16 protein-coding genes and 2 tRNA genes are annotated in these 17,883 nt (G+C 75.1%); 12 read left to right on the forward strand and 6 right to left on the reverse strand.

Going from position 1 to position 17,883, the window contains the following annotated elements; genetic code table 11:
- The first annotated feature begins 11 nt into the window (after window positions 1–11).
- From P9841_RS12490 to P9841_RS12510, 5 genes are all read left to right on the forward strand, one after another.
- Window positions 12–1,313 (forward strand): ABC transporter substrate-binding protein, encoded by a 1,302-nt coding sequence (locus P9841_RS12490; protein ID WP_283318997.1) that lies wholly within the window; start codon window positions 12–14, stop codon window positions 1,311–1,313.
- Entirely contained in the window at window positions 1,310–2,257 is a 948-nt protein-coding gene (locus tag P9841_RS12495) for a carbohydrate ABC transporter permease (protein ID WP_283318998.1), read from the forward strand. Before P9841_RS12490 ends, P9841_RS12495 begins: the two co-directional genes overlap by 4 nt.
- Complete coding sequence (locus tag P9841_RS12500) at window positions 2,254–3,165, forward strand: carbohydrate ABC transporter permease (protein WP_283318999.1); 912 nt, start codon at window positions 2,254–2,256, stop codon at window positions 3,163–3,165. The genes P9841_RS12495 and P9841_RS12500 overlap by 4 nt, the downstream gene beginning before the upstream one ends.
- A gap of 58 nt (window positions 3,166–3,223) precedes the next feature.
- The gene (gene yicI / locus P9841_RS12505; RefSeq protein WP_283319000.1) at window positions 3,224–5,563 is read left to right on the forward strand and encodes an alpha-xylosidase; all 2,340 of its coding nucleotides are present in this window, start codon (window positions 3,224–3,226) and stop codon (window positions 5,561–5,563) included.
- A 54-nt stretch (window positions 5,564–5,617) separates the two neighbouring features.
- Window positions 5,618–5,707 (forward strand) — tRNA-Ser (locus P9841_RS12510).
- 29 nt (window positions 5,708–5,736) lie between these two features.
- Here P9841_RS12510 and P9841_RS12515 read toward each other — a convergent pair.
- The gene (locus P9841_RS12515; protein ID WP_283319001.1) at window positions 5,737–6,402 is read right to left on the reverse strand and encodes a hypothetical protein; all 666 of its coding nucleotides are present in this window, start codon (window positions 6,400–6,402) and stop codon (window positions 5,737–5,739) included.
- 196 nt (window positions 6,403–6,598) lie between these two features.
- Entirely contained in the window at window positions 6,599–6,991 is a 393-nt protein-coding gene (locus P9841_RS12520) for a YchJ family protein (protein WP_283319002.1), read from the reverse strand.
- Between the two features lie 93 nt (window positions 6,992–7,084).
- On the opposite strand from P9841_RS12520, the gene P9841_RS12525 reads away from it, so the two are divergent.
- Complete coding sequence (locus P9841_RS12525; RefSeq protein ID WP_283319003.1) at window positions 7,085–8,353, forward strand: threonine/serine exporter family protein; 1,269 nt, start codon at window positions 7,085–7,087, stop codon at window positions 8,351–8,353.
- Between the two features lie 48 nt (window positions 8,354–8,401).
- Window positions 8,402–8,490: transfer RNA gene (locus tag P9841_RS12530), tRNA-Ser, on the forward strand.
- Between the two features lie 196 nt (window positions 8,491–8,686).
- Here P9841_RS12530 and P9841_RS12535 read toward each other — a convergent pair.
- Window positions 8,687–9,511 (reverse strand): alpha/beta fold hydrolase, encoded by an 825-nt coding sequence (locus P9841_RS12535; RefSeq protein WP_283319004.1) that lies wholly within the window; start codon window positions 9,509–9,511, stop codon window positions 8,687–8,689.
- Between the two features lie 138 nt (window positions 9,512–9,649).
- Here P9841_RS12535 and P9841_RS12540 point away from each other — a divergent pair, with 138 nt between their 5' ends.
- The 5 genes from P9841_RS12540 to P9841_RS12560 all read left to right on the forward strand — a co-directional run bounded on the left by P9841_RS12540 (window position 9,650) and on the right by P9841_RS12560 (window position 13,923).
- The gene (locus P9841_RS12540) at window positions 9,650–10,669 is read left to right on the forward strand and encodes a helix-turn-helix domain-containing protein (RefSeq protein WP_283319005.1); all 1,020 of its coding nucleotides are present in this window, start codon (window positions 9,650–9,652) and stop codon (window positions 10,667–10,669) included.
- 144 nt (window positions 10,670–10,813) lie between these two features.
- Window positions 10,814–11,647 carry a DUF4397 domain-containing protein gene (locus tag P9841_RS12545; protein WP_283319006.1) on the forward strand — a complete coding sequence of 278 codons (834 nt, stop codon included), beginning with the start codon at window positions 10,814–10,816 and terminating at the stop codon, window positions 11,645–11,647.
- 107 nt (window positions 11,648–11,754) lie between these two features.
- Entirely contained in the window at window positions 11,755–12,531 is a 777-nt protein-coding gene (locus P9841_RS12550) for a class F sortase (RefSeq protein WP_283319007.1), read from the forward strand.
- Window positions 12,528–13,166 (forward strand): sigma-70 family RNA polymerase sigma factor, encoded by a 639-nt coding sequence (locus P9841_RS12555; protein WP_459349047.1) that lies wholly within the window; start codon window positions 12,528–12,530, stop codon window positions 13,164–13,166. The genes P9841_RS12550 and P9841_RS12555 overlap by 4 nt, the downstream gene beginning before the upstream one ends.
- Window positions 13,153–13,923, forward strand: coding sequence for an anti-sigma factor (locus P9841_RS12560; RefSeq protein WP_283319008.1), 771 nt, complete (start codon window positions 13,153–13,155; stop codon window positions 13,921–13,923). The genes P9841_RS12555 and P9841_RS12560 overlap by 14 nt, the downstream gene beginning before the upstream one ends.
- Before the next feature lie 77 nt (window positions 13,924–14,000).
- Here the strand turns inward: P9841_RS12560 and P9841_RS12565 are convergent, their stop codons facing one another.
- The 3 genes from P9841_RS12565 to P9841_RS12575 are packed head-to-tail and all read right to left on the reverse strand — an operon-like array spanning window position 14,001 to window position 17,883.
- On the reverse strand, window positions 14,001–15,404 hold the full coding sequence (locus tag P9841_RS12565; RefSeq protein ID WP_283319009.1) for an ABC transporter permease: 1,404 nt from the start codon (window positions 15,402–15,404) through the stop codon (window positions 14,001–14,003).
- Entirely contained in the window at window positions 15,404–16,123 is a 720-nt protein-coding gene (locus P9841_RS12570) for an ABC transporter ATP-binding protein (protein WP_283319010.1), read from the reverse strand. Before P9841_RS12570 ends, P9841_RS12565 begins: the two co-directional genes overlap by 1 nt.
- Window positions 16,120–17,883, reverse strand: a complete 1,764-nt coding sequence (locus tag P9841_RS12575) for a hypothetical protein (RefSeq protein WP_283319011.1) — start codon at window positions 17,881–17,883, stop codon at window positions 16,120–16,122. Before P9841_RS12575 ends, P9841_RS12570 begins: the two co-directional genes overlap by 4 nt.

Raw genomic sequence — 17,883 nt, forward strand, 5'->3', positions numbered from 1 at the left:
GGAAGCCAACGATGGCACGTTCCTCCCGCCTGCTCGCCGCGACCTCGGTCGTGGTGGGAGCAGCCCTCGCGCTCACCGCGTGCTCGTCCTCGTCCGACGACTCCGGTGGCGACACCGGTGCCGCGGGACCCGTCACCCTGGAGTTCTGGGGCTGGGCCACCGGCCTGGAGGACGCGGTCGCCCTCTGGAACGAGGAGAACCCCGACATCCAGGTCGACTTCTTCCGGATGACCGGCGACGACGGCGACAAGATCCCCGCGGCGATCGACAACGGCACGGCGCCGGACGTCGTGCAGATGTCCGTGCACTCGATCCCGTCGCACGTCATCGCCAACCGGCTGACCGACCTCACCGAGTACGTCGGCGACCTGGAGGACGACTTCACCGAGGCGTCCTGGGCCAACGTGACGTTCGACGGCAGCACCTACGCGGTGCCGCAGGACTTCGGGCCGAACGCCCTGATGTACCGCAGCGACATCTTCGAGCAGCACGGCCTGACGGTCCCGACCACGTGGGACGAGTACCTCGAGACCGCCCGCGCGCTGAAGGCGGCCGACCCGAACCTCTACATCGCCCAGATGTCGCCCAACGAGACGGGCTACTGGATCGCCGACGTTTGGCAGAACGAGGGCTCCTGGTTCGGCATCGACGGCGACGCCTGGACGGTCGACGTGAACGACGAGGCCAGCAAGGAGGTCGCCGAGCGGTGGCAGACCCTGCTGGACGAGGACCTGGTCAAGGTCGTCGACATGTGGACCCCCGAGTACTGGGCGGAGATCAACGCCGGCACCATCGCGACGATCAACTACGCCGCCTGGTTCCCGGCGATGCTCGAGGCCAACGCGGCCGACCTGGCCGGCTCCTGGTCGGTGGCGCCGAGCCCGGTGTCCGAGGCCGGCTCGACGGCCGCGGGCGCGGGTGACTCCTCCGTCGACGTCATCCCGACCGGCACCGAGGACGTGGCGCAGGCCGCGCAGTTCCTCACCTGGCTCAACACGTCCGACGAGTCGCTCGACATCCTGGTCGGCGAGAACAGCATGTTCCCGGCGGCCCTGTCCGGCCTGCAGAGCGACGCGCTGCACCAGCCGAACGAGTACTTCGGCGGCCAGGTCGTCAACGACGTCTTCGCGGAGGCCGCGGAGAACGTGCCGGCCTCCTGGGTCGACGGCCCGGTCTACGACCTGGTGCAGGACAACATCAAGGACCAGTTCGCCAAGGTCGGCAACGGCGCGCAGACGTTCGAGCAGGCGCTCGACGCCGCGGCCGAGTACGCCCGGACCCAGCTCGAGCAGCAGGGGCTGAACGTCAAGTGACGACCGCGACGGCCACGGCCGTCCGTCGCACCCCCCGCCGGCGCCCGCGCGCCGGCGGGGGGCAGCGCCGGGCCCCGTACCTGTTCCTCGCACCGTTCCTGGTGCTGTTCGCCGTGTTCACGATGGCGCCCATCGTCCTCGCCGTGTACTCGAGCTTCTTCCAGACGAGGCGCAGCGGGCTGGGCTTCGGCGGCGAGGGCGAGGTCGTGTTCGCCGGCCTCGACAACTACGTGCGGGCGCTGTCGAACGACGGGTTCGTCGCCGGCTTCGGGCGGATGCTCGGGTACGGCGTCGTGCAGGTCCCCGTGATGCTCGGCCTGGCGCTCGTGCTGGCCCTGCTCTTCGACACCGCGCTCGTGCGCTGGAAGCCGTTCTTCCAGCTCAGCGTCTTCATGCCCTACGCGGTGCCGTCCGTCGTCGCCGCCCTCATCTGGGGCTTCCTCTACCAGCCGCGGGTCAGCCCGATCGTCGAGGGCCTGCGCTCCGTGGGGTGGGACGTCAGCTTCCTGTCGCCCGACGTCGTGCTGTGGTCGCTGGCGAACGTGGCCGTCTGGTCGGTGACCGGCGTCAACATGGTCATCCTGTTCTCGGCGCTGCAGTCCGTGCCGCGGGAGATCTACGAGGCCGCGCGCATCGACGGCGCGAGCGAGCTGCGCACCGCGCTGTCCATCAAGATCCCGATGATCATGCCGTCGCTCACGCTGACGTTCCTGTTCTCGATCATCGGGACGATGCAGCTGTTCAACGAGCCGATGACGATGCGGGCCGTCACGTCCAACATCAGCGGCGACTACACGCCCAACATGGCGATCTTCCAGGCGACCACGCTCGGCGGCGACGTCAACCTCGGGTCGGCCATGGCGGTCGTGCTGGGGCTCGTCATCTTCGTGCTGTCGCTGGTCGTGCAGGGCGTCTCGCGGCGCCGGAACGGAGCTGACCGATGAGCGTCGCCACCACCGCGCGCCCGACCACCGCGGCGCGTCGCCGCCCGCGCACCACGCAGGAGGGCGAACGCCCCTCGGTGCGCTCGCGGGTGCTGGCCGGGGTCGTCATGGTCCTGGTCGCGCTGTACTTCCTCGTGCCGATCTACTGGCTGGTGGTCGCCGCGACCAAGTCGACCGCCGACCTGTTCGGGACGCCCGGGTTCTGGTTCGCGGACCTGCAGCTCGGCCAGAACCTCGTGGACCTGTCGACCTACGACGGCGGCATCTTCTGGCGCTGGATGCTCAACTCCCTGGTGTACTCCGGCCTCGGCTCGGTCCTCATGACGCTCGTGAGCCTGGCGTCGGGGTACGCGCTGGCGATCTACCGGTTCCGCGGGCGGGCGTTCGTCATCGCGCTCGTGCTGGGCTCGATGCTCGTGCCGCAGACCGTCCTCGCGCAGCCGATCTACCAGCTGCTCGTCGAGATCGGCCTGAACAACACCATGCTCGGCGTCCTGCTGCCGACCATCGCCTACCCGTTCGGCGTGCTGCTCGCGTTCACCTACGCCCAGGCGTCGGTGCCGCAGGAGATCGTCGAGGCCGCGCGCCTGGACGGTGCGGGCGAGGTGCGGACGTTCTTCTCGATCGGGCTGCGGATGCTCTCCACGGGCGGCGTCACGATCCTGCTGTTCGCCTTCATCGCGAGCTGGAACAACTTCATGCTCCCGCTGCTGGTGCTCAGCGACACGCGGCTGCAGCCGGTCACGGTCGGCCTGTCCGGCTGGAGCCAGGCGGCCATCACGGTGCCGGGCCTGCAGACGCTCGTCGTCGTCGGCGCGCTGCTGTCCGTGGTCCCGATCATCGCGGTGTTCCTGAGCCTGCAGCGGTTCTGGAAGTCGGGTCTCTCGGCAGGTGCCGTGAAGATGTGACGGCGCCGCGCCCCACCCCCATGCACGCAGACGACGTAGACGACACGGACAGCAGGCGATGAAGTTCACCGACGGTTTCTGGCAGGCCCGCCCGGGCGTGGAGCGGCTCCTCGCGCGCGAGGCGTACGCGATCGACGACCGCGGCGACGCGCTGCGCGTCCTCGCACCGACCAAGGAGATCGGGCGGCGCGGCGACACGCTGAACCGGCCGGCGCTGACGGTGACGCTCGACTCCCCGCTCGAGGGCGTCGTGCGGGTCCGCGTCGAGAACCACCGCGGGGGCGCCCCCGCGCCCGGGTTCGGGCTGCCGGGTTCTCGCGGGTCGGTGGGCGTCACGGGTACCGACGCCGACGGGGCGACGCTCACGTCCGGCCCGCTGACGGCCCACGTGCACCGGGGTGCGCCGTTCGGCATCGCGTTCACGGCCGAGGACGGCACCCCGCTCACGCGCACCGGCCCCGACGGGGTGGCGCGCGTGCGGCTCGACGCGCACGCGGCCGTCGCCGTCGAGCCGGTGGGCGAGACCGGGGTCAGCCCCGACGGGCGCGCGCCCGCCGGGACCTACCTGGTGGGCCGGCTCGGGCTGGGCGTCGGCGAGCTGGTCTACGGGCTGGGGGAGCGGTTCGGGCCGCTGACCAGGAACGGCCAGAGCGTCGACACCTGGAACGCCGACGGCGGCACCGCCAGCGAGCAGGCGTACAAGAACGTGCCGTTCTACCTGACGAACCGCGGCTACGGCGTGCTCGTCAACCACCCCGGGCACGTGTCGTTCGAGGTCGGCAGCGAGTCGGTCGGGCAGGTGCAGTTCGCGGTGCGCGGCGAGGTGCTGGAGTACCTGGTCGTCGCCGGGCCGACCCCCGCGGACGTGCTGCGCCGGTACACCGCGCTCACCGGGCGCCCGCCGGTCGTGCCGGCGTGGTCCTACGGGCTGTGGCTGTCGACGTCGTTCACCACGGACTACGACGAGCAGACCGTGACGTCGTTCGTCGACGGCATGGCCGAGCGCGGCATCCCGCTGTCGGTGTTCCACTTCGACTGCTTCTGGATGCGCGAGTTCCAGTGGACCGACTTCGAGTGGGACCCGCGCGTCTTCCCCGACCCCGAGGGCATGCTGGCGCGCCTGCACGACCGCGGGCTGCGCGTCAGCGCCTGGGTCAACCCGTACATCGCGCAGGCGTCGCCGCTGTTCGACGAGGCGCGGGAGGCCGGGTACCTGGTGCGGCGGCCCGACGGCTCCGTGTGGCAGTGGGACATGTGGCAGGCCGGCATGGGCCTGGTCGACTTCACGAACCCCGCCGCGACCGCCTGGTACCAGGGCTACGTCCGGCGGCTGCTGCGCCAGGGCGTCGACGCGGTCAAGACCGACTTCGGCGAGCGCATCCCCACCGACGTGGTCTGGCACGACGGCTCCGACCCGGAGGCCATGCACAACCTCTACGCGCACCTGTACAACCGCGCGGTGTTCGACGTCCTGGAGTCCGAGCGCGGCACCGGCGAGGCCGTCGTGTTCGCGCGGTCGGGCACGGCCGGCGGGCAGACGATGCCCGTGCACTGGGGTGGCGACAACTCCTCGTCGTTCGAGTCGATGGCCGAGACGCTGCGCGGCGGGCTGTCGCTGTCGCTGAGCGGCTACGGGTTCTGGAGCCACGACATCGGCGGGTTCGAGGGCATGCCGGACCGCGAGGTGTTCATGCGCTGGCTGGCGTTCGGGCTGCTGTCCTCGCACAGCCGGCTGCACGGGTCGTCGAGCTACCGCGTGCCGTGGGCGTTCGACGAGGACGGCACCCCCGAGGGCGAGTCGGCCGTCGAGGTCGCGGCGTTCTTCACGCGGCTGAAGATGCGGCTCATGCCGTACCTGCTGCACGTCGGCCGGACCGTCCACGAGGAGGGCCTGCCCTTCACGCGGCCGATGGTGCTGGCGTTCCCCGACGACCCCGCCGTCGAGCACCTCGACCGCCAGTACCTGATCGGCGACGACCTGCTGGTGGCCCCCGTCCTGCAGCCCGGCGGGCGCGTGCGGTACTACCTGCCGGAGGGCCGGTGGACCCACCTGCTGACGGGGGAGGAGGCCACCGGCGGCTGGCGCGACGAGGTGCACGACGTGCTGAGCCTGCCGCTGTGGGTGCGCGAGGGCGCGGTGCTCGTCACGACCGACCGCGACGACCGCCCCGACCACGACCACACCGTCGACCCCCTGGTGACCGTGTACCCGGGCGGTCCGGCGCGGCGCACCGCGGCGGTGACCGACCCGGCGTCGGACGCGCAGGTGACGTTCGACGTGGTGGACGACGGCGGCACGGTCACCGTGACCGCCACGCCCGCGTCGGCCTTCCGGGCGCGGCTGGGCCACGGAGCGGAGGTCACCTCGGTCGACGGGGTCGCCCGGCTCACCCGCTGAGCAGGGAACGGGTCCTGGTAGCGTGCCGCAGGATCCGGCGCGCTCCAGGATCCGGGAGGGCTGGCTGAGCGGCCGAAAGCGACGGTCTTGAAAACCGTTAGTGCGGTGACCCCGTACTCAAGGGTTCGAATCCCTTGCCCTCCGCCGAGCGGTGGTGAGGCGACGTGCGGTCGTCACGCCGGACGCCTCGCCAGCAGTGCGGCGACGTCGGACTGCCCCTCGATCCACGACGCGAGGTCGGGGTCGATGTACCCGGCGACGGTGAGGATCGCGGCCCGGTCCTGCTCGAGGGCGCGCGGCCAGATGCGGTGGTGGTGGCTCATCCGGTTCCGGAGGTCACGAAGCGCCTCGACGGGGTCGGCGACCGTCTCACGGGTGCGATTCGGCGCGTGCGGGAACGCCGCCGCGAGGTCCGGCCAGAGGCGGGTGCTCCACCTCCGCGACACGAGCTGGTGCCAGAGGCCGAACGTCGTCTCGGAGATCACCTGCCCGTGCGACAGGGACTTGCGGTTGCTCCTCACGCGCCCCTTCGCGGACGCGAGGTCCCGGTACGGCTGGGCGTGCCTGCCGACGCCCAGCCGGTCGCGCCCCAGCTCGCCGGTCGGGTCGTCGATCCAGTCGCCGGAACGCTCGAGCCGCGCGTGGCGCGCCGTCATCCGCTCGTCCAGGGCGTTCCGGACCGCCACCTCGAGGTGTCCGAGGTCGGTCCCGAGCGCTCCGGCCACCTTCGCGTTCCACACGTACAGGCTGTTCGCGCGGTCGAGGTCGTCGCCGCACTCGAGCAGGTAGCCGGCGATGCGTGCGGCACCGAGGTGCCTCGCGTGGAACGTGGACTGCATCGTGCCCTACCCGTAGACTGGTCCCAACGCCCCGGAACCGTCCCTGTAACCACCTCGGTGGTCGATCACACGGCCGGGGCTTCGTCGTGCTCCGGACGACCCTCGCAGCCGAGCGCGGTCAGGTGCCAGTCAGCCTCGTCCACCTCGTCGCTGGTGGTGCCGCCCGGATGTCCGCGGAACGTTGCAGGGGGGCGGGTCAGTCGTCCGCGACGTCGCCGTCGAGGTAGGACCACGCCCCGCCCTCCCGGACGAACCGGCTGACCTCGTGCAGGCTGCCGCGCCCGTCCGGTCCGCGGTGGTGCGCCCGGAACTCGACCGTGCCCGCGGTGTCGAACGGCCCGCCGGCGGTGGTCGCGAGGACGTCCAGCCGGCACCACCGCACGTCCGGGTCGAGCTCGAGGTCGCGCGGGCGGGTGCGCGGGTGCCAGGTGGCACGCAGGTACGCGACGTCGCCGACGGCGAACGCGCTGTAGCGGGAGCGCATGAGCTGCTCGGCGGTCGGGGCGGTGGCGTCACCCCGGTGCAGCGGGCCGCAGCAGGCGTCGTAGGTCTCGCCGCTCAGGCAGGGGCAGCGGTCGGGGGCGGGCACCGGTCCAGTATCCCGGGGCGGGCTCGCACGGACGGACGACCGGTGCGACGGACGTCCCGGCATCGCGGGTCGCGGCCCGTCATCATGGTGCGCGTGCCGACCCAGCCCACCGACGACGAGCTCGAGCTCATCCGCCAGTCCGGCGTCGCCCTGCGCGTCGGCCGGCTGAGCCTGTCCGCCGGCACCGGCTCGTACCGCGTGAAGTCGTCGATGGCCCGCGTCGCCCGTGCCATCGGGGTCGACCGGCACGAGGCGCACGTGACGCTCACCGAGATCACGACGACCTCGCACCGGGGCGCGAGCTTCCGCACGGAGGTCGCCGAGGTGCGGTCCGTCGGGATCAACGCCGACCGGCTCGCCGAGCTCGAGCGCCTCGCCGGGACGCTCGCCGCCTCGCCCCGCCGCGCGACCGTCGAGCAGGTCAGCGCCGAGCTCGACCGCATCGAGCGCAAGCCGCCCCTGTACCCGGACGTCGTCAACGCGCTCTGGGCGGCGGTCGCGTGCGCGGCGTTCGCATTCCTCAACCACGGCGGCCCGGTCGAGATGGGCGGGGCGTTCGTCGCCGCGTGGCTCGGGCAGCTCACGCGACGGCTGCTGCTGCACCGCGGGTTCAACCAGTTCGGCGTGACGATGCTGGCGGCGGCGGTCGCGTGCCTGGCGTACCTGGGGCTGGTCTCCGTGCTGCACGGCCTGGGGGCGACGGAGGTCCGCCACGCGGCGGGCTACGTCTCCGCGGTCCTGTTCCTCGTGCCCGGGTTCCCGCTGGTGACCGGCGGCCTGGACCTGGCGAAGCTCGACTTCTCCGCCGGCGTCGCCCGGCTCACGTACGCGCTGATGATCCTCACGTCCGCCGCGCTCGCGGTCTGGGGCGTGTCGATCGCCGTGGGCCTGTCGCCCGACCCGGAGGCCGGGCCGGCGCTCGCACCGGAGGTGCAGCTCGCCCTGCGGACGGTCGCGAGCTTCGTCGGCGTGCTCGGGTTCGCGCTCATGTTCAACAGCCCGTGGCGGATGGCGCTCGGCGCGGCCGCTGTCGGCATGGTCGCGAACACGGGCCGGCTGTACCTCGCGGACACCGGCGTGGCCGCGCAGGCCGCCGCCGCGGGCGCCGCGCTGCTGGTCGGGCTGCTCGCCGCGGCGATCGCCCCGCGGCTCGGCGTCCCGCGCATCACGGTCTCCGTGCCCGCGGTCGTCATCATGGTCCCGGGCGTCTCCGCGTACCGGGCGGTGTTCTACCTGTCGAACGGCGACACCACCGAGGCGCTCGCGTACGGCGTGCAGGCCGGGCTGGTCGTGGTGGCGCTCGCGGTGGGCCTCGCGGTGGCCCGCATGCTCACGGACCGGGAGTGGGCGTTCGAGCACTGACGGGCGCTTTGCCGCCTGCCGCCGGCGCCCGGTACCCTGGTCCGACCTGGAGACGTCGCATAGTCAGGTCTAGTGCGCGACCCTGCTAAGGTCGTGAAGGGGCAACCCTTCCGTGGGTTCAAATCCCACCGTCTCCGCCGTGTGGCGCCCTCGGGGCGCCGACGACCAGCCCGGACCCGCGAGGGCCGGGCTGCTGTCGTCCCAGGGCCGGGGAGCTGCCGGGTCCCGGTGCGTGGACGCGTCCCGCTCCCCGAGCGCGCTGGGCACCTGGTCGACGAGGATGTGGCGGCCGGGGGTCACCGGCGCCCGTCGTGGCGACCCCCGGCGCGCACGTCAGCTCGTCAGCCACTCCAGGATGTCGGCGTTGATGACCGCGGCCTGCGTGGTCGGCATGCCGTGCGGGAAGCCCGCGTACGTCTTGAGCGTGCCGTTCGGCAGCAGCTCCGCGCTCAGCGGCCCGGAGTCGGCGTACGGCACCACCTGGTCGTCGTCGCCGTGCATGACCAGGACGGGCACCGTGATCTGCTTCAGGTCCTCGGTGAAGTCGGTCTGGGAGAACGCGACGATGCCGTCGTAGTGGGCCTTCGCGCCGCCCATCATCCCCTGGCGCCACCAGTTCTCGATGATGGCCTCCGACGGCTCCGCGCCCGGGCGGTTGAACCCGTAGAACTGCTCCGACGCCAGCGCGCGGTAGAACTCCGAGCGGTGCTCCGCGACCTGCACCTGCAGGCCGTCGAAGAACTCCTTCGGCAGGCCGCCGGGGTTCGCCTCCGTCCGCACCATGATCGGCGGCACCGCGCTGATCAGCACCGCGCGCGCCACCCGGTCCTGGCCGTGCCGGGCGATGTAGTGCACGACCTCCCCGCCGCCCGTGGAGTGCCCGACGTGGATCGCGTCGTGCAGGTCCAGGTGCGCGGTGAGCGCCGCGAGGTCGTCCGCGTAGTGGTCCATGTCGTGCCCGTCGGCGACCTGCGACGACCGGCCGTGGCCGCGCCGGTCGTGCGCGACCACCCGGTAGCCGTGCTGGAGGAAGAACAGCAGCTGCGCGTCCCAGTCGTCGGCCGACAGCGGCCAGCCGTGGCTGAACACGATCGGCTGACCGGACCCCCAGTCCTTGTAGAAGATCTCGACGCCGTCGGTCGTGGTGATGGTGCCCATGGCTCCTCCTGTGGTCCTCGGCGGGCCTCCCGCAGACCCAGGATCCGGTCGCCGTGGCGGACGGTCTTGGACGGCCCGGCACTGTACTGGCCCGATCGCGCACGCCTAGGGTCGGCTCATCCGCAGAAGGGGGTCTGCGTGTCCGCCCTGATCGCCATCGAGGACCTGCCGGTCACCGACCGGGTCGAGCTGCTGCGCGAGCACATGCTGCGCGCGCCCGTGCCGCTGGAGCTGCGCCCGTACCCGGGGGTGGAGCTGCGGGCGCGGTCGCGGGTCGCGGACCTCGGCCGGGTGCACGTGCTCACCAGCCTCGGCACCGGCGCCACCGTGGTCCGCTCGGAGCGGCTCGCCCGGGACGGCACCGAGCCGCGGGCCGTCCTGACCCTGCTGGCCGCCGGCCGCACCTGCGACCACCAGGACGGGCGGACCGCGCGGCTACGGCCCGGCGCGCTGGTGCTCCACCGGACGTCCGCGCCCTACTGGGCGACGTTCCCGCACCGGACCCTGCGGGTCTCGTTCCAGCTGCCGCTCGCGGCGTTGCAGCTCCCCGAGGGCCTGGTGCGCGCGCTGACCGCGACCCCGATCGAGGCGGAACCCGCGGTCGCCGAGGTCGTCGTCGGCCACCTGGCGCGGGTCGCCCGCACCGCCGCGGCGCTCACGCCGGACAGCCGCGCGGCCCTCGAGCGCCCGACGGTCGACCTGGTGCGGCTGCTGCTCGCGAGCCACGCGGGCCGGGTGGACCTCGCCCGGGACGCCCAGGCCGAGTCGCTGCGGACCCGGCTCTTCGAGTTCGCGCGCCTGCACCTCGCGGACCCGGGCCTCGGCGCCCCGATGATCGCCGCGGCGATGGGGATCTCCGAGCGCTACGTCTACGCGCTGGCCCGGGACTCCGGCGTGTCGCTGGGCGACTGGATCCGCCGGGAGCGCGTGGACGCCGCCGCCGACCTGCTCGCGCGGCCCGGGGCCGCGCGGGTGGGGATCGCGACGGTGGCGCACCGGCTCGGGTTCGCGGACCACTCGCACTTCACGCGGACGTTCCGGGCCGTGCGCGGCCAGACGCCGTCGCAGTGGCGCCGGTCCGCGCTGGCTGCGGAGGCGGCGCAGGCTGCGGGGGCGGCGGGGGCGGCGGAGGCCGCGCAGGCGGTGCGCGGCCGCTGACCGCGGCGGCAGGACCGGGGCGCCCGGCGCCCGCGGCGGGAAGTCGTCGCGCCCGGGTGCATCCGGCGGGCCGGCCCGCGCCGTAGAGGAGGTGTCAGCACACGCAGCCCCCGACGACGGGGGCACGGACCGAGGAGCACCACCATGCGTCACCGTCCGTTCGCCGCCGGAGCAGCCGGCATCGCCGTCACCGCCGTGGCCGTCGCCGCGGCCGCCCTGCCCGCCTCGGCGGCCACCACGGGCACCGCCTCCCTGGCGGTCCTGCACGGGGTCCCCGACCTCACCGTCGACGTCTGGGTCGACGGCGAGCGCACGCTCGACGACTTCACGCCCGGGACGCTCGCCGGGCCGCTCGACCTGCCGGCCGGCGCGCACACGGTCGCGATCACCGCCTCCGACGCGGCCGACGACAGCTCGCCCGCCATCGGCCCGGTCGACCTCACGCTCGACGCCGGTGCCAGCTACACCGCCGTGGCGCACCTCGACGAGGCGGGCGACCCGACCGCGACGCTGTTCACCAACGACATCTCGCCCGTCGCGGCCGGCGAGGGCCGGCTCACCGTGCGGCACACCGCCGCGGCGCCCGCCGTGGACGTGCTCGCGGGGGGCAGCCCGGTGATCACCGACCTCAGCAACCCCGACGAGCAGACCGTCACCGTGCCCGCCGGCACCGTCTCGGCCGCCGTCGCCGCCACCGGCACCACCGACCCGGTGATCGGCCCGACCGACCTCGACGTCACCGAGGGCGTCAGCACCATCGTGTACGCGTGGGGCTCGCTCGAGGCCGGCAACCTGCAGCTCGCCGTCCAGACCATCGACGGCCTGCACTCCGCACCCGGCGGCGTGCCGTCCGGCGAGCTCGGTCTCGCCGCCGACGGGCCGTCGACCGGCCTGTGGCTCGGCGGCGCGGCACTCGTCGCCGCGCTCGGCGCCGTGCTGCTGACCACCCGCCGGCCGGCCGAGCAGCGCCGCCGCTGAGGGGGTCGGGGCGCGGCGACCGTCCCCGCGCCGCGCCCCGGCCCGTCCCACCGCCGTCGTGCGCCCCGGTCGCCGGGGGCGCACGCCCGATCCCCCGGAGCAGACCCGTGTCCCAGCAGCCCGTGGCCGGGCACCCCGACCCCCGGCCGGGTGACCCCCGGCCACGCCGCAGCCCCCGCGGCATGGCCGGGCTCGTGGCGGTCGTCCTGGCGCTGCTCACGGCCGGGCTGGCGGTCGCGGCGGCGTGGGGAGCGGCACCGCCCGCCACGCGCCCGGACGCGCCACCTGCGCCGGAGGCGGCCCCCACCCCGTCCGCTGCGGCGGCGGACGGGGTGGGCGGCGACCGGCCCGGCGACCGGCCCGGCACCTCCGCCGCCGGTGCCGTCCCGCTGGTGGCGGCCACGCCCCCGCCCGTGGCGGCCGCGTCCCCGACCGCGCCGGTGCGGGTCGTCGTCCCGGCGCAGCGGATCGACGTCCCGGTGGACCCGGTCGGGGTGGCCGCCGACGGGCGGATGGAGATCCCGCCGCTCGCCGAGAGGGGCGGCTGGTACCGGTTCGGGGCGGACCCCGGGGACCCCGCCGGCACGACCGTCGTCGCGGCGCACGTGGACTCGGTGGCGTCCGGCGGCACCGGGCCGTTCGTGCGGCTCGTCGACGTGCGGCCGGGCGACCGCGTGGAGGTCACGCTCGCGGACGGCAGCACCCGGGCGTACGCCGTGGACGCGGTGACCCGGTTCCCGAAGACCGAGGCCCGCTGGCCGGACGTCTTCACCCGCGAGGGCCCGGCCCGGCTCGCCCTCGTCACGTGCGGCGGGTCGTTCGACCGCGCCGCGCGGTCCTACACCGACAACGTGCTGGTCGTCGCGACGCCCGTCGGCGCATGATGTCCGTGACGACCCCCGACGACGCCGTCCAGCGGAAGGCGAGGAGGCCCGCCCTGACCAGCTCCCCGGCGCCGCCGGTGCACCCGCCGTCCGACTGGGACGACGACGACGTCGGCCGTGCCTTCGTCGCAGGCGACGAGCGTGCCCTGGCCGAGGCGTACCGTCGCTGGTCGGCCCTCGTCCACACGCTCGCGCTCCGCGCGCTGGGGTCGACGGCCGACGCCGAGGACGTCACGCAGCACGTCTTCGTCTCCGCCTGGCGGGGTCGCGGCGGCTTCGACCCGCGGCGCGGTCCGCTGCGGGCGTGGCTCACCGGGATCACCCGCAACGCCGTCGCCGACGCCCTGGGCCGGCGCAGCCGCGACGTCCGGGACCTGCGCGCGGTGGCCGCGACCGCCGACCGCGGCACGGCACCCGACGTCGCCGCCGTCGCCGACCGCATCGTGGTCGCGGACGAGCTGCACCGCCTCGGCGAGCCCCAGCGCACGATCCTCGCGCTGGCGTTCTACCAGGACCTCACGCACGACCAGATCGCCCGGCGGCTCGACCTGCCGCTGGGCACGGTGAAGAGCCACATCAGGCGTAGCCTGCTGCGGCTGCGCGACCGGTTGGAGGTGGACGGTGCGGCACACTGACCCCGACCTGCTGGCCCTCGCCGCCCTCGGCGAGCCGCTGGACGCCGCCGACCGCGCGCACCTCGGCGAGTGCCCGGACTGCGCGCGCGAGCTCGCCGCGCTGTCGGCGGCCGCCGCCGTCGGACGCTCCGCCCGCGACGACGCGCCCGTGCCCGCACCGGCCGGCGTGTGGGAGCACGTGCGCGAGGAGCTGGGGCTCGACCCGGAGCTGGACGCGGTGGCCGGCGCCGGGCGTGGCGCCGACGCGGGACCCGCAGCCGCCGTCGGACCGCACGCCGAGCCGGCGCCCGGCGCCGCCGTCGTCCCGCTGCCCCGCCGTCGCACCCGCCGCGCCCTGCTGGCCGTGGCCGCCGTCGGGCTGGTCGTCGGCGGGACCGCGGGCGGGCTCGTCGTGGCGGGCCTGCAGCGCGGCGACCAGGAGCAGGTCGTCGCCAGCACGGTGCTCGACGCCCTGCCCGGCTGGGCGGCCAGCGGCGACGCGGTCGTCGAGGAGGACGCCGAGGGGCGGCGCACCCTGGTCGTGCGGCTCGAGGGGGGCGAGGCCGACGGGTTCCGCGAGGTGTGGCTGCTCGACCGCGACGTGACCGGGCTGGTCAGCCTGGGGCTGCTCGACGGCGACGAGGGACGGTTCGCGATCCCGGCCGGGCTCGACCTCTCGCGGTACCCGGTGGTGGACGTCTCCGCGGAGCCGGACGACGGCGACCCGGCGCACTCGGGGGACAGCATCCTGCGCGGGGAGCTCACCGCCCCGGCGTGACGGCCCAGGACGTGACGGCGGGGGGTGTGCCGTCCGGGACGTCGCGGTGCCGCCGTGGGCGGCGCGGTCGGGGTGGGTCAGACCCCGCCGCGCAGCGCCGTCACGGGCTCGACGGACGCGGCCTTCAGCGCGGGGTAGATGCCCGCGACGAGTCCGATGACGCCGCCGCCGGCCGCGGACGCGAGCACCACCGCGGTGTCGAGGATCGGCGTCCACGACTGCGCGGCGGACACCACGACGACGACGGCCACGCCGAGCGCCGCCCCGATGAGCCCGCCCAGCAGGCCGACCGCGACCGACTCGAGCATGAACTGCAGGCCGATGTCCCGCCGCCGCGCGCCGAGCGCCCGGCGCAGCCCGATCTCCCCGACGCGCTCCATGACGGACAGCAGCGTCACGTTGGCGATCCCGAGGCCGCCGATCAGCAGCGCGACCCCGCCGAGCGCCAGGAAGATCGTGTTGACGTCGGCCTGCACCGACTCGCGCACCCGGGAGCCGCCGGACGGCACCTGCATGCTGACGGCCTCGGGGGCGTTCGGGTTGAGCGCGACGGGCACCTGCTCGCCGACCACCGGCCCGGCACCGACCGCGATCCGCAGGTGCAGCTCCTCCGGCGCCCGGAGCCCGAAGTCCGCGCGGGCGGTGCCGAGCGGCAGCACCACGGCCTCCAGCAGGTCGCTGCGGCGCTTCACGCCGTCGACGATGCCGATCACCGTGTACGAGCGGTCCCCGATGAACACCGACGGCTGGCGGTCCACCCGGGAGACGCCGAGCCGCTGGGCGGCGCGGGACCCCAGCACGACCACCCGGTCGGCGCGGGCGTCGTGGCCCGCGTCGAAGAACCGGCCGGTCACGACCTCGCCGCGGATCGCGTCCAGCAGCCCGCCGGAGGCGGCGAGCACGGGAGGTGACACCGGCTCGGGCTGGCTGGGGTCGTTGACGGGGACCGCGGTCACGGTGGCGTCCCCGGTGTCGACGGACGCGACGAGACCGGCCGCCGTCACGCCGTTGAGACGCTCGGCACGCGCGTCGCTGTCCCAGGGCAGCGCCGCGTTGGCCCGCTGCGACCCGTCGGCGGTGCGGGTCGTGCTCGCGGTGGCCATGGCCTGCGTCGCGGCGACGGCGTCGAACTGCTTGGCGATCTGCCCCGCGGCGGTCTGCGCGAGGCCGATCGTCACGACCACCGACGCGATGCCGAGCACCGTGCCGAGGATCGTGAGGAACAGGCGCCCCGGCCGGGCGTCGATGCCCGCGGCCGCCTCGGTGACGAGGTCGCGGATCCCGAACCGGTCGGAGCGCGGCGGGCGGGTGCGGCCCGCCGGGACGCCGGTGGGTTCGTCGCCGTCCGGCCGGGCGTCGGCGTCGAGCAGCAGCAGGTCGGTGGCCGCGCCGCCGGCGCCCGCGGCGGGACCCGCCGCGGAGCCGTCCCCGGGGGTGGCCGGGGGCGTCGCGGCGTGGCGGCGGAGGCGGGGGCGGGCCATCAGGCGATCTCGCTCAGCCGGCCGTCGGCGATCCGCACGCGGCGCTGCGCGCGGGCGGACACCGCGGCGTCGTGCGTGATGACCACCAGGGTGAGCCCGTCGGCGTGCAGCTCGTCGAACAGGTCGAGCACGCCCGCGGAGTTCTGGGTGTCGAGGTTGCCGGTCGGCTCGTCGGCCAGCAGCACGTGTGGCGACGTCACGACGGCCCGGGCCACGGCGACGCGCTGGCGCTCGCCGCCGGACAGCACCGGCGGCCGGAACCCGAGCCGGTGCCCGAGGTGCACGCGGTCGAGCGCCGCCAGCGCCCGCTGCCGCCGCTCGGCCCGCGGGACCCCGCTGTACAGGGTGGCGAGCAGGACGTTGTCGAGCACCGTGCGGTGCGGCAGCAGGTGGAACGCCTGGAACACGAACCCGATGCGCCCGCCGCGCAGCGCCGACCGCTGCGCCTCCGACGCGGTGCGGGTGGAGACGCCGTCCAGCAGGTACTCGCCGGACGTCGGGCGGTCCAGCAGGCCCAGCAGGTTGAGCAGGGTGGACTTGCCGGACCCGGACGGGCCGACGATCGACACGTAGTCGCCCGCGTCGATCCGCAGGTCGCTGGGGTGCAGCGCGTGCACCGGCGGCTCGCCCGGGAACACGCGGGCCACCTGCCGCAGCTCGACCACCGGCCGCGCCGGCGCCTCGTCCGCGCCGGGGGCCCGGACGTCGAGGGCCGTCACCCGTCCGACCCGGCGGTCGGGTCCGCCGTCGGGTCGTCCTGCTCGCCCGACGACCCGATGACCACGAGGTCGCCCTCGGCGAGGTCGCGGTCGACCCCGGTGACCTCGACGTAGCCGCCGGCGGCCAGGCCGGTCTCGACCTCGACGAGCTCGGTCGCGTCGTCGTCGCCCATCAGCTCGACGCGGGACTCCCCGCCCGGGCCGGCGGTCAGCGCCGCGAGCGGCACCGCCAGCACCGCGCCACCCGTGGACGACACCGGGATGGTCACCCGCACGTTGCTGCCCTGCAGCTCGGCCACCTGCTCCGGGGTGAGGTCGCCGGGGGTGAGCACGACCGTCGTGCGGCCCGCGCTGCTCCCGCTGCCCGACCCGCCGTCGCCGCCGCCCTGGTCGTCGCCGGACCCGCCCGACCCGCCGGAGGAGTCGTCGGTGCGCAGCTCGGTCACGGTGACCGGCACCTCCAGGTCGCCCGCCACCACCGTGCCGGTCGCGCCGACCTCCAGCAGCGCGGCGTCCGCCTTCGCGGCGCTCGCGACGACCTCCAGCTTGGCGCCGGACACGCTCATGACCGTGCCGTCGACCGTCCCGCCGCGCTGCACGGACACGGCGTCCACGCGGCGGGGGAGGGTCTCCAGGTAGACGACCTCGCTGGCGGGCAGGACCGTGATCACGGCCTCCTGCGCCTCGGTCAGCGCCTTCTGCGCGTCGGTCAGCGACTGCCGCGCCGACGTCAGGGAGGCCTGCTCCCCGGACGTGTCGGGCGCGGCGTCGAGCTGCGCCCGGCGTGCGGCGGCCACGCCGACCGCGTCCTCCGCGTCCGCGACGGCGTTGCGGGCCTGCAGCAGCCCGGCGGAGCTGCAGTCGACCTCCGGCGAGGGCGTCGGCGCCCCGCAGGCGGCCTCCCGGTCCGCGAGCGTCGCGCGCGCCACGTCCCGCGCCCGCTCCGCCTGCCGGACGTCCGCGTCGGCCTGCGCGACGTCGCCCGCCGCGCTCCCGCCCCGGCCGGCCGTCGCCAGCGCGGTCTCCGCGGCGGTGACCTCCGCCTGCGCGGAGCGGACGCCCTGCTCGGCGGCGCTGAGCGCCTCCGCCTCCTCGTCCGACGGCGCCGGGGCCGCGTAGCCGGCGCGCTGGTAGAGCGCCTCGACGCCGCGCGCCGTCGCCGCGTCGTACGCGTCCGAGGCGGGGTCGCCGGCGTCGATGCCCAGCTGGCCGAGCGCCTGCTTGAGCTGCACCACGTCCGGCCCGGAGACGCCGACCCGCAGCGTCCGGTACGTCGGCAGGCCACCCGGCAGCACGATGACGGGTCGGCCCGCGATCTCCAGGGCGACGGAGCCGGCGTCGAACGTCGCGCCGACCTCCGGCACCTGCCCGGTGACGACCGCGCGCTCGCCGAGGTCCGACGTCTCGACGCGCACGTCCGCGGCGTCGTCGAACACCACGTCGCCGCGGATCGTCACGTCGTTGCTCAGCTCGCGGCTCTCCACCGGGACCGTGATGGGCCCCGCGGGCGGCGGCGCCGTGCGGGCGGCCGCGTCGGCCGGGTTGATGATGAGACGGCTGAGCCCCAGGCCCGCGGCCAGGCTCACGACCGCGACGGCCCCCAGCACCGGCAGCGTGCGGTTGCCGCCGCGCCACCACCGCCCGAACGCGCCGCCGCGTCCCGACCCGGCCGCGCCGTCGCCGGCACCCGCACCGCCGTCGCCCGGAGGCTCGGGGAACGGCGGCACCGCGACGTCCGTGCCCGGCTGCCCCGCCGTCAC

Origin of the sequence: Cellulomonas sp. ES6 (assembly GCF_030053835.1) — a bacterium.
In the GTDB taxonomy this organism is placed as follows: Bacteria; Actinomycetota; Actinomycetes; order Actinomycetales; family Cellulomonadaceae; genus Cellulomonas.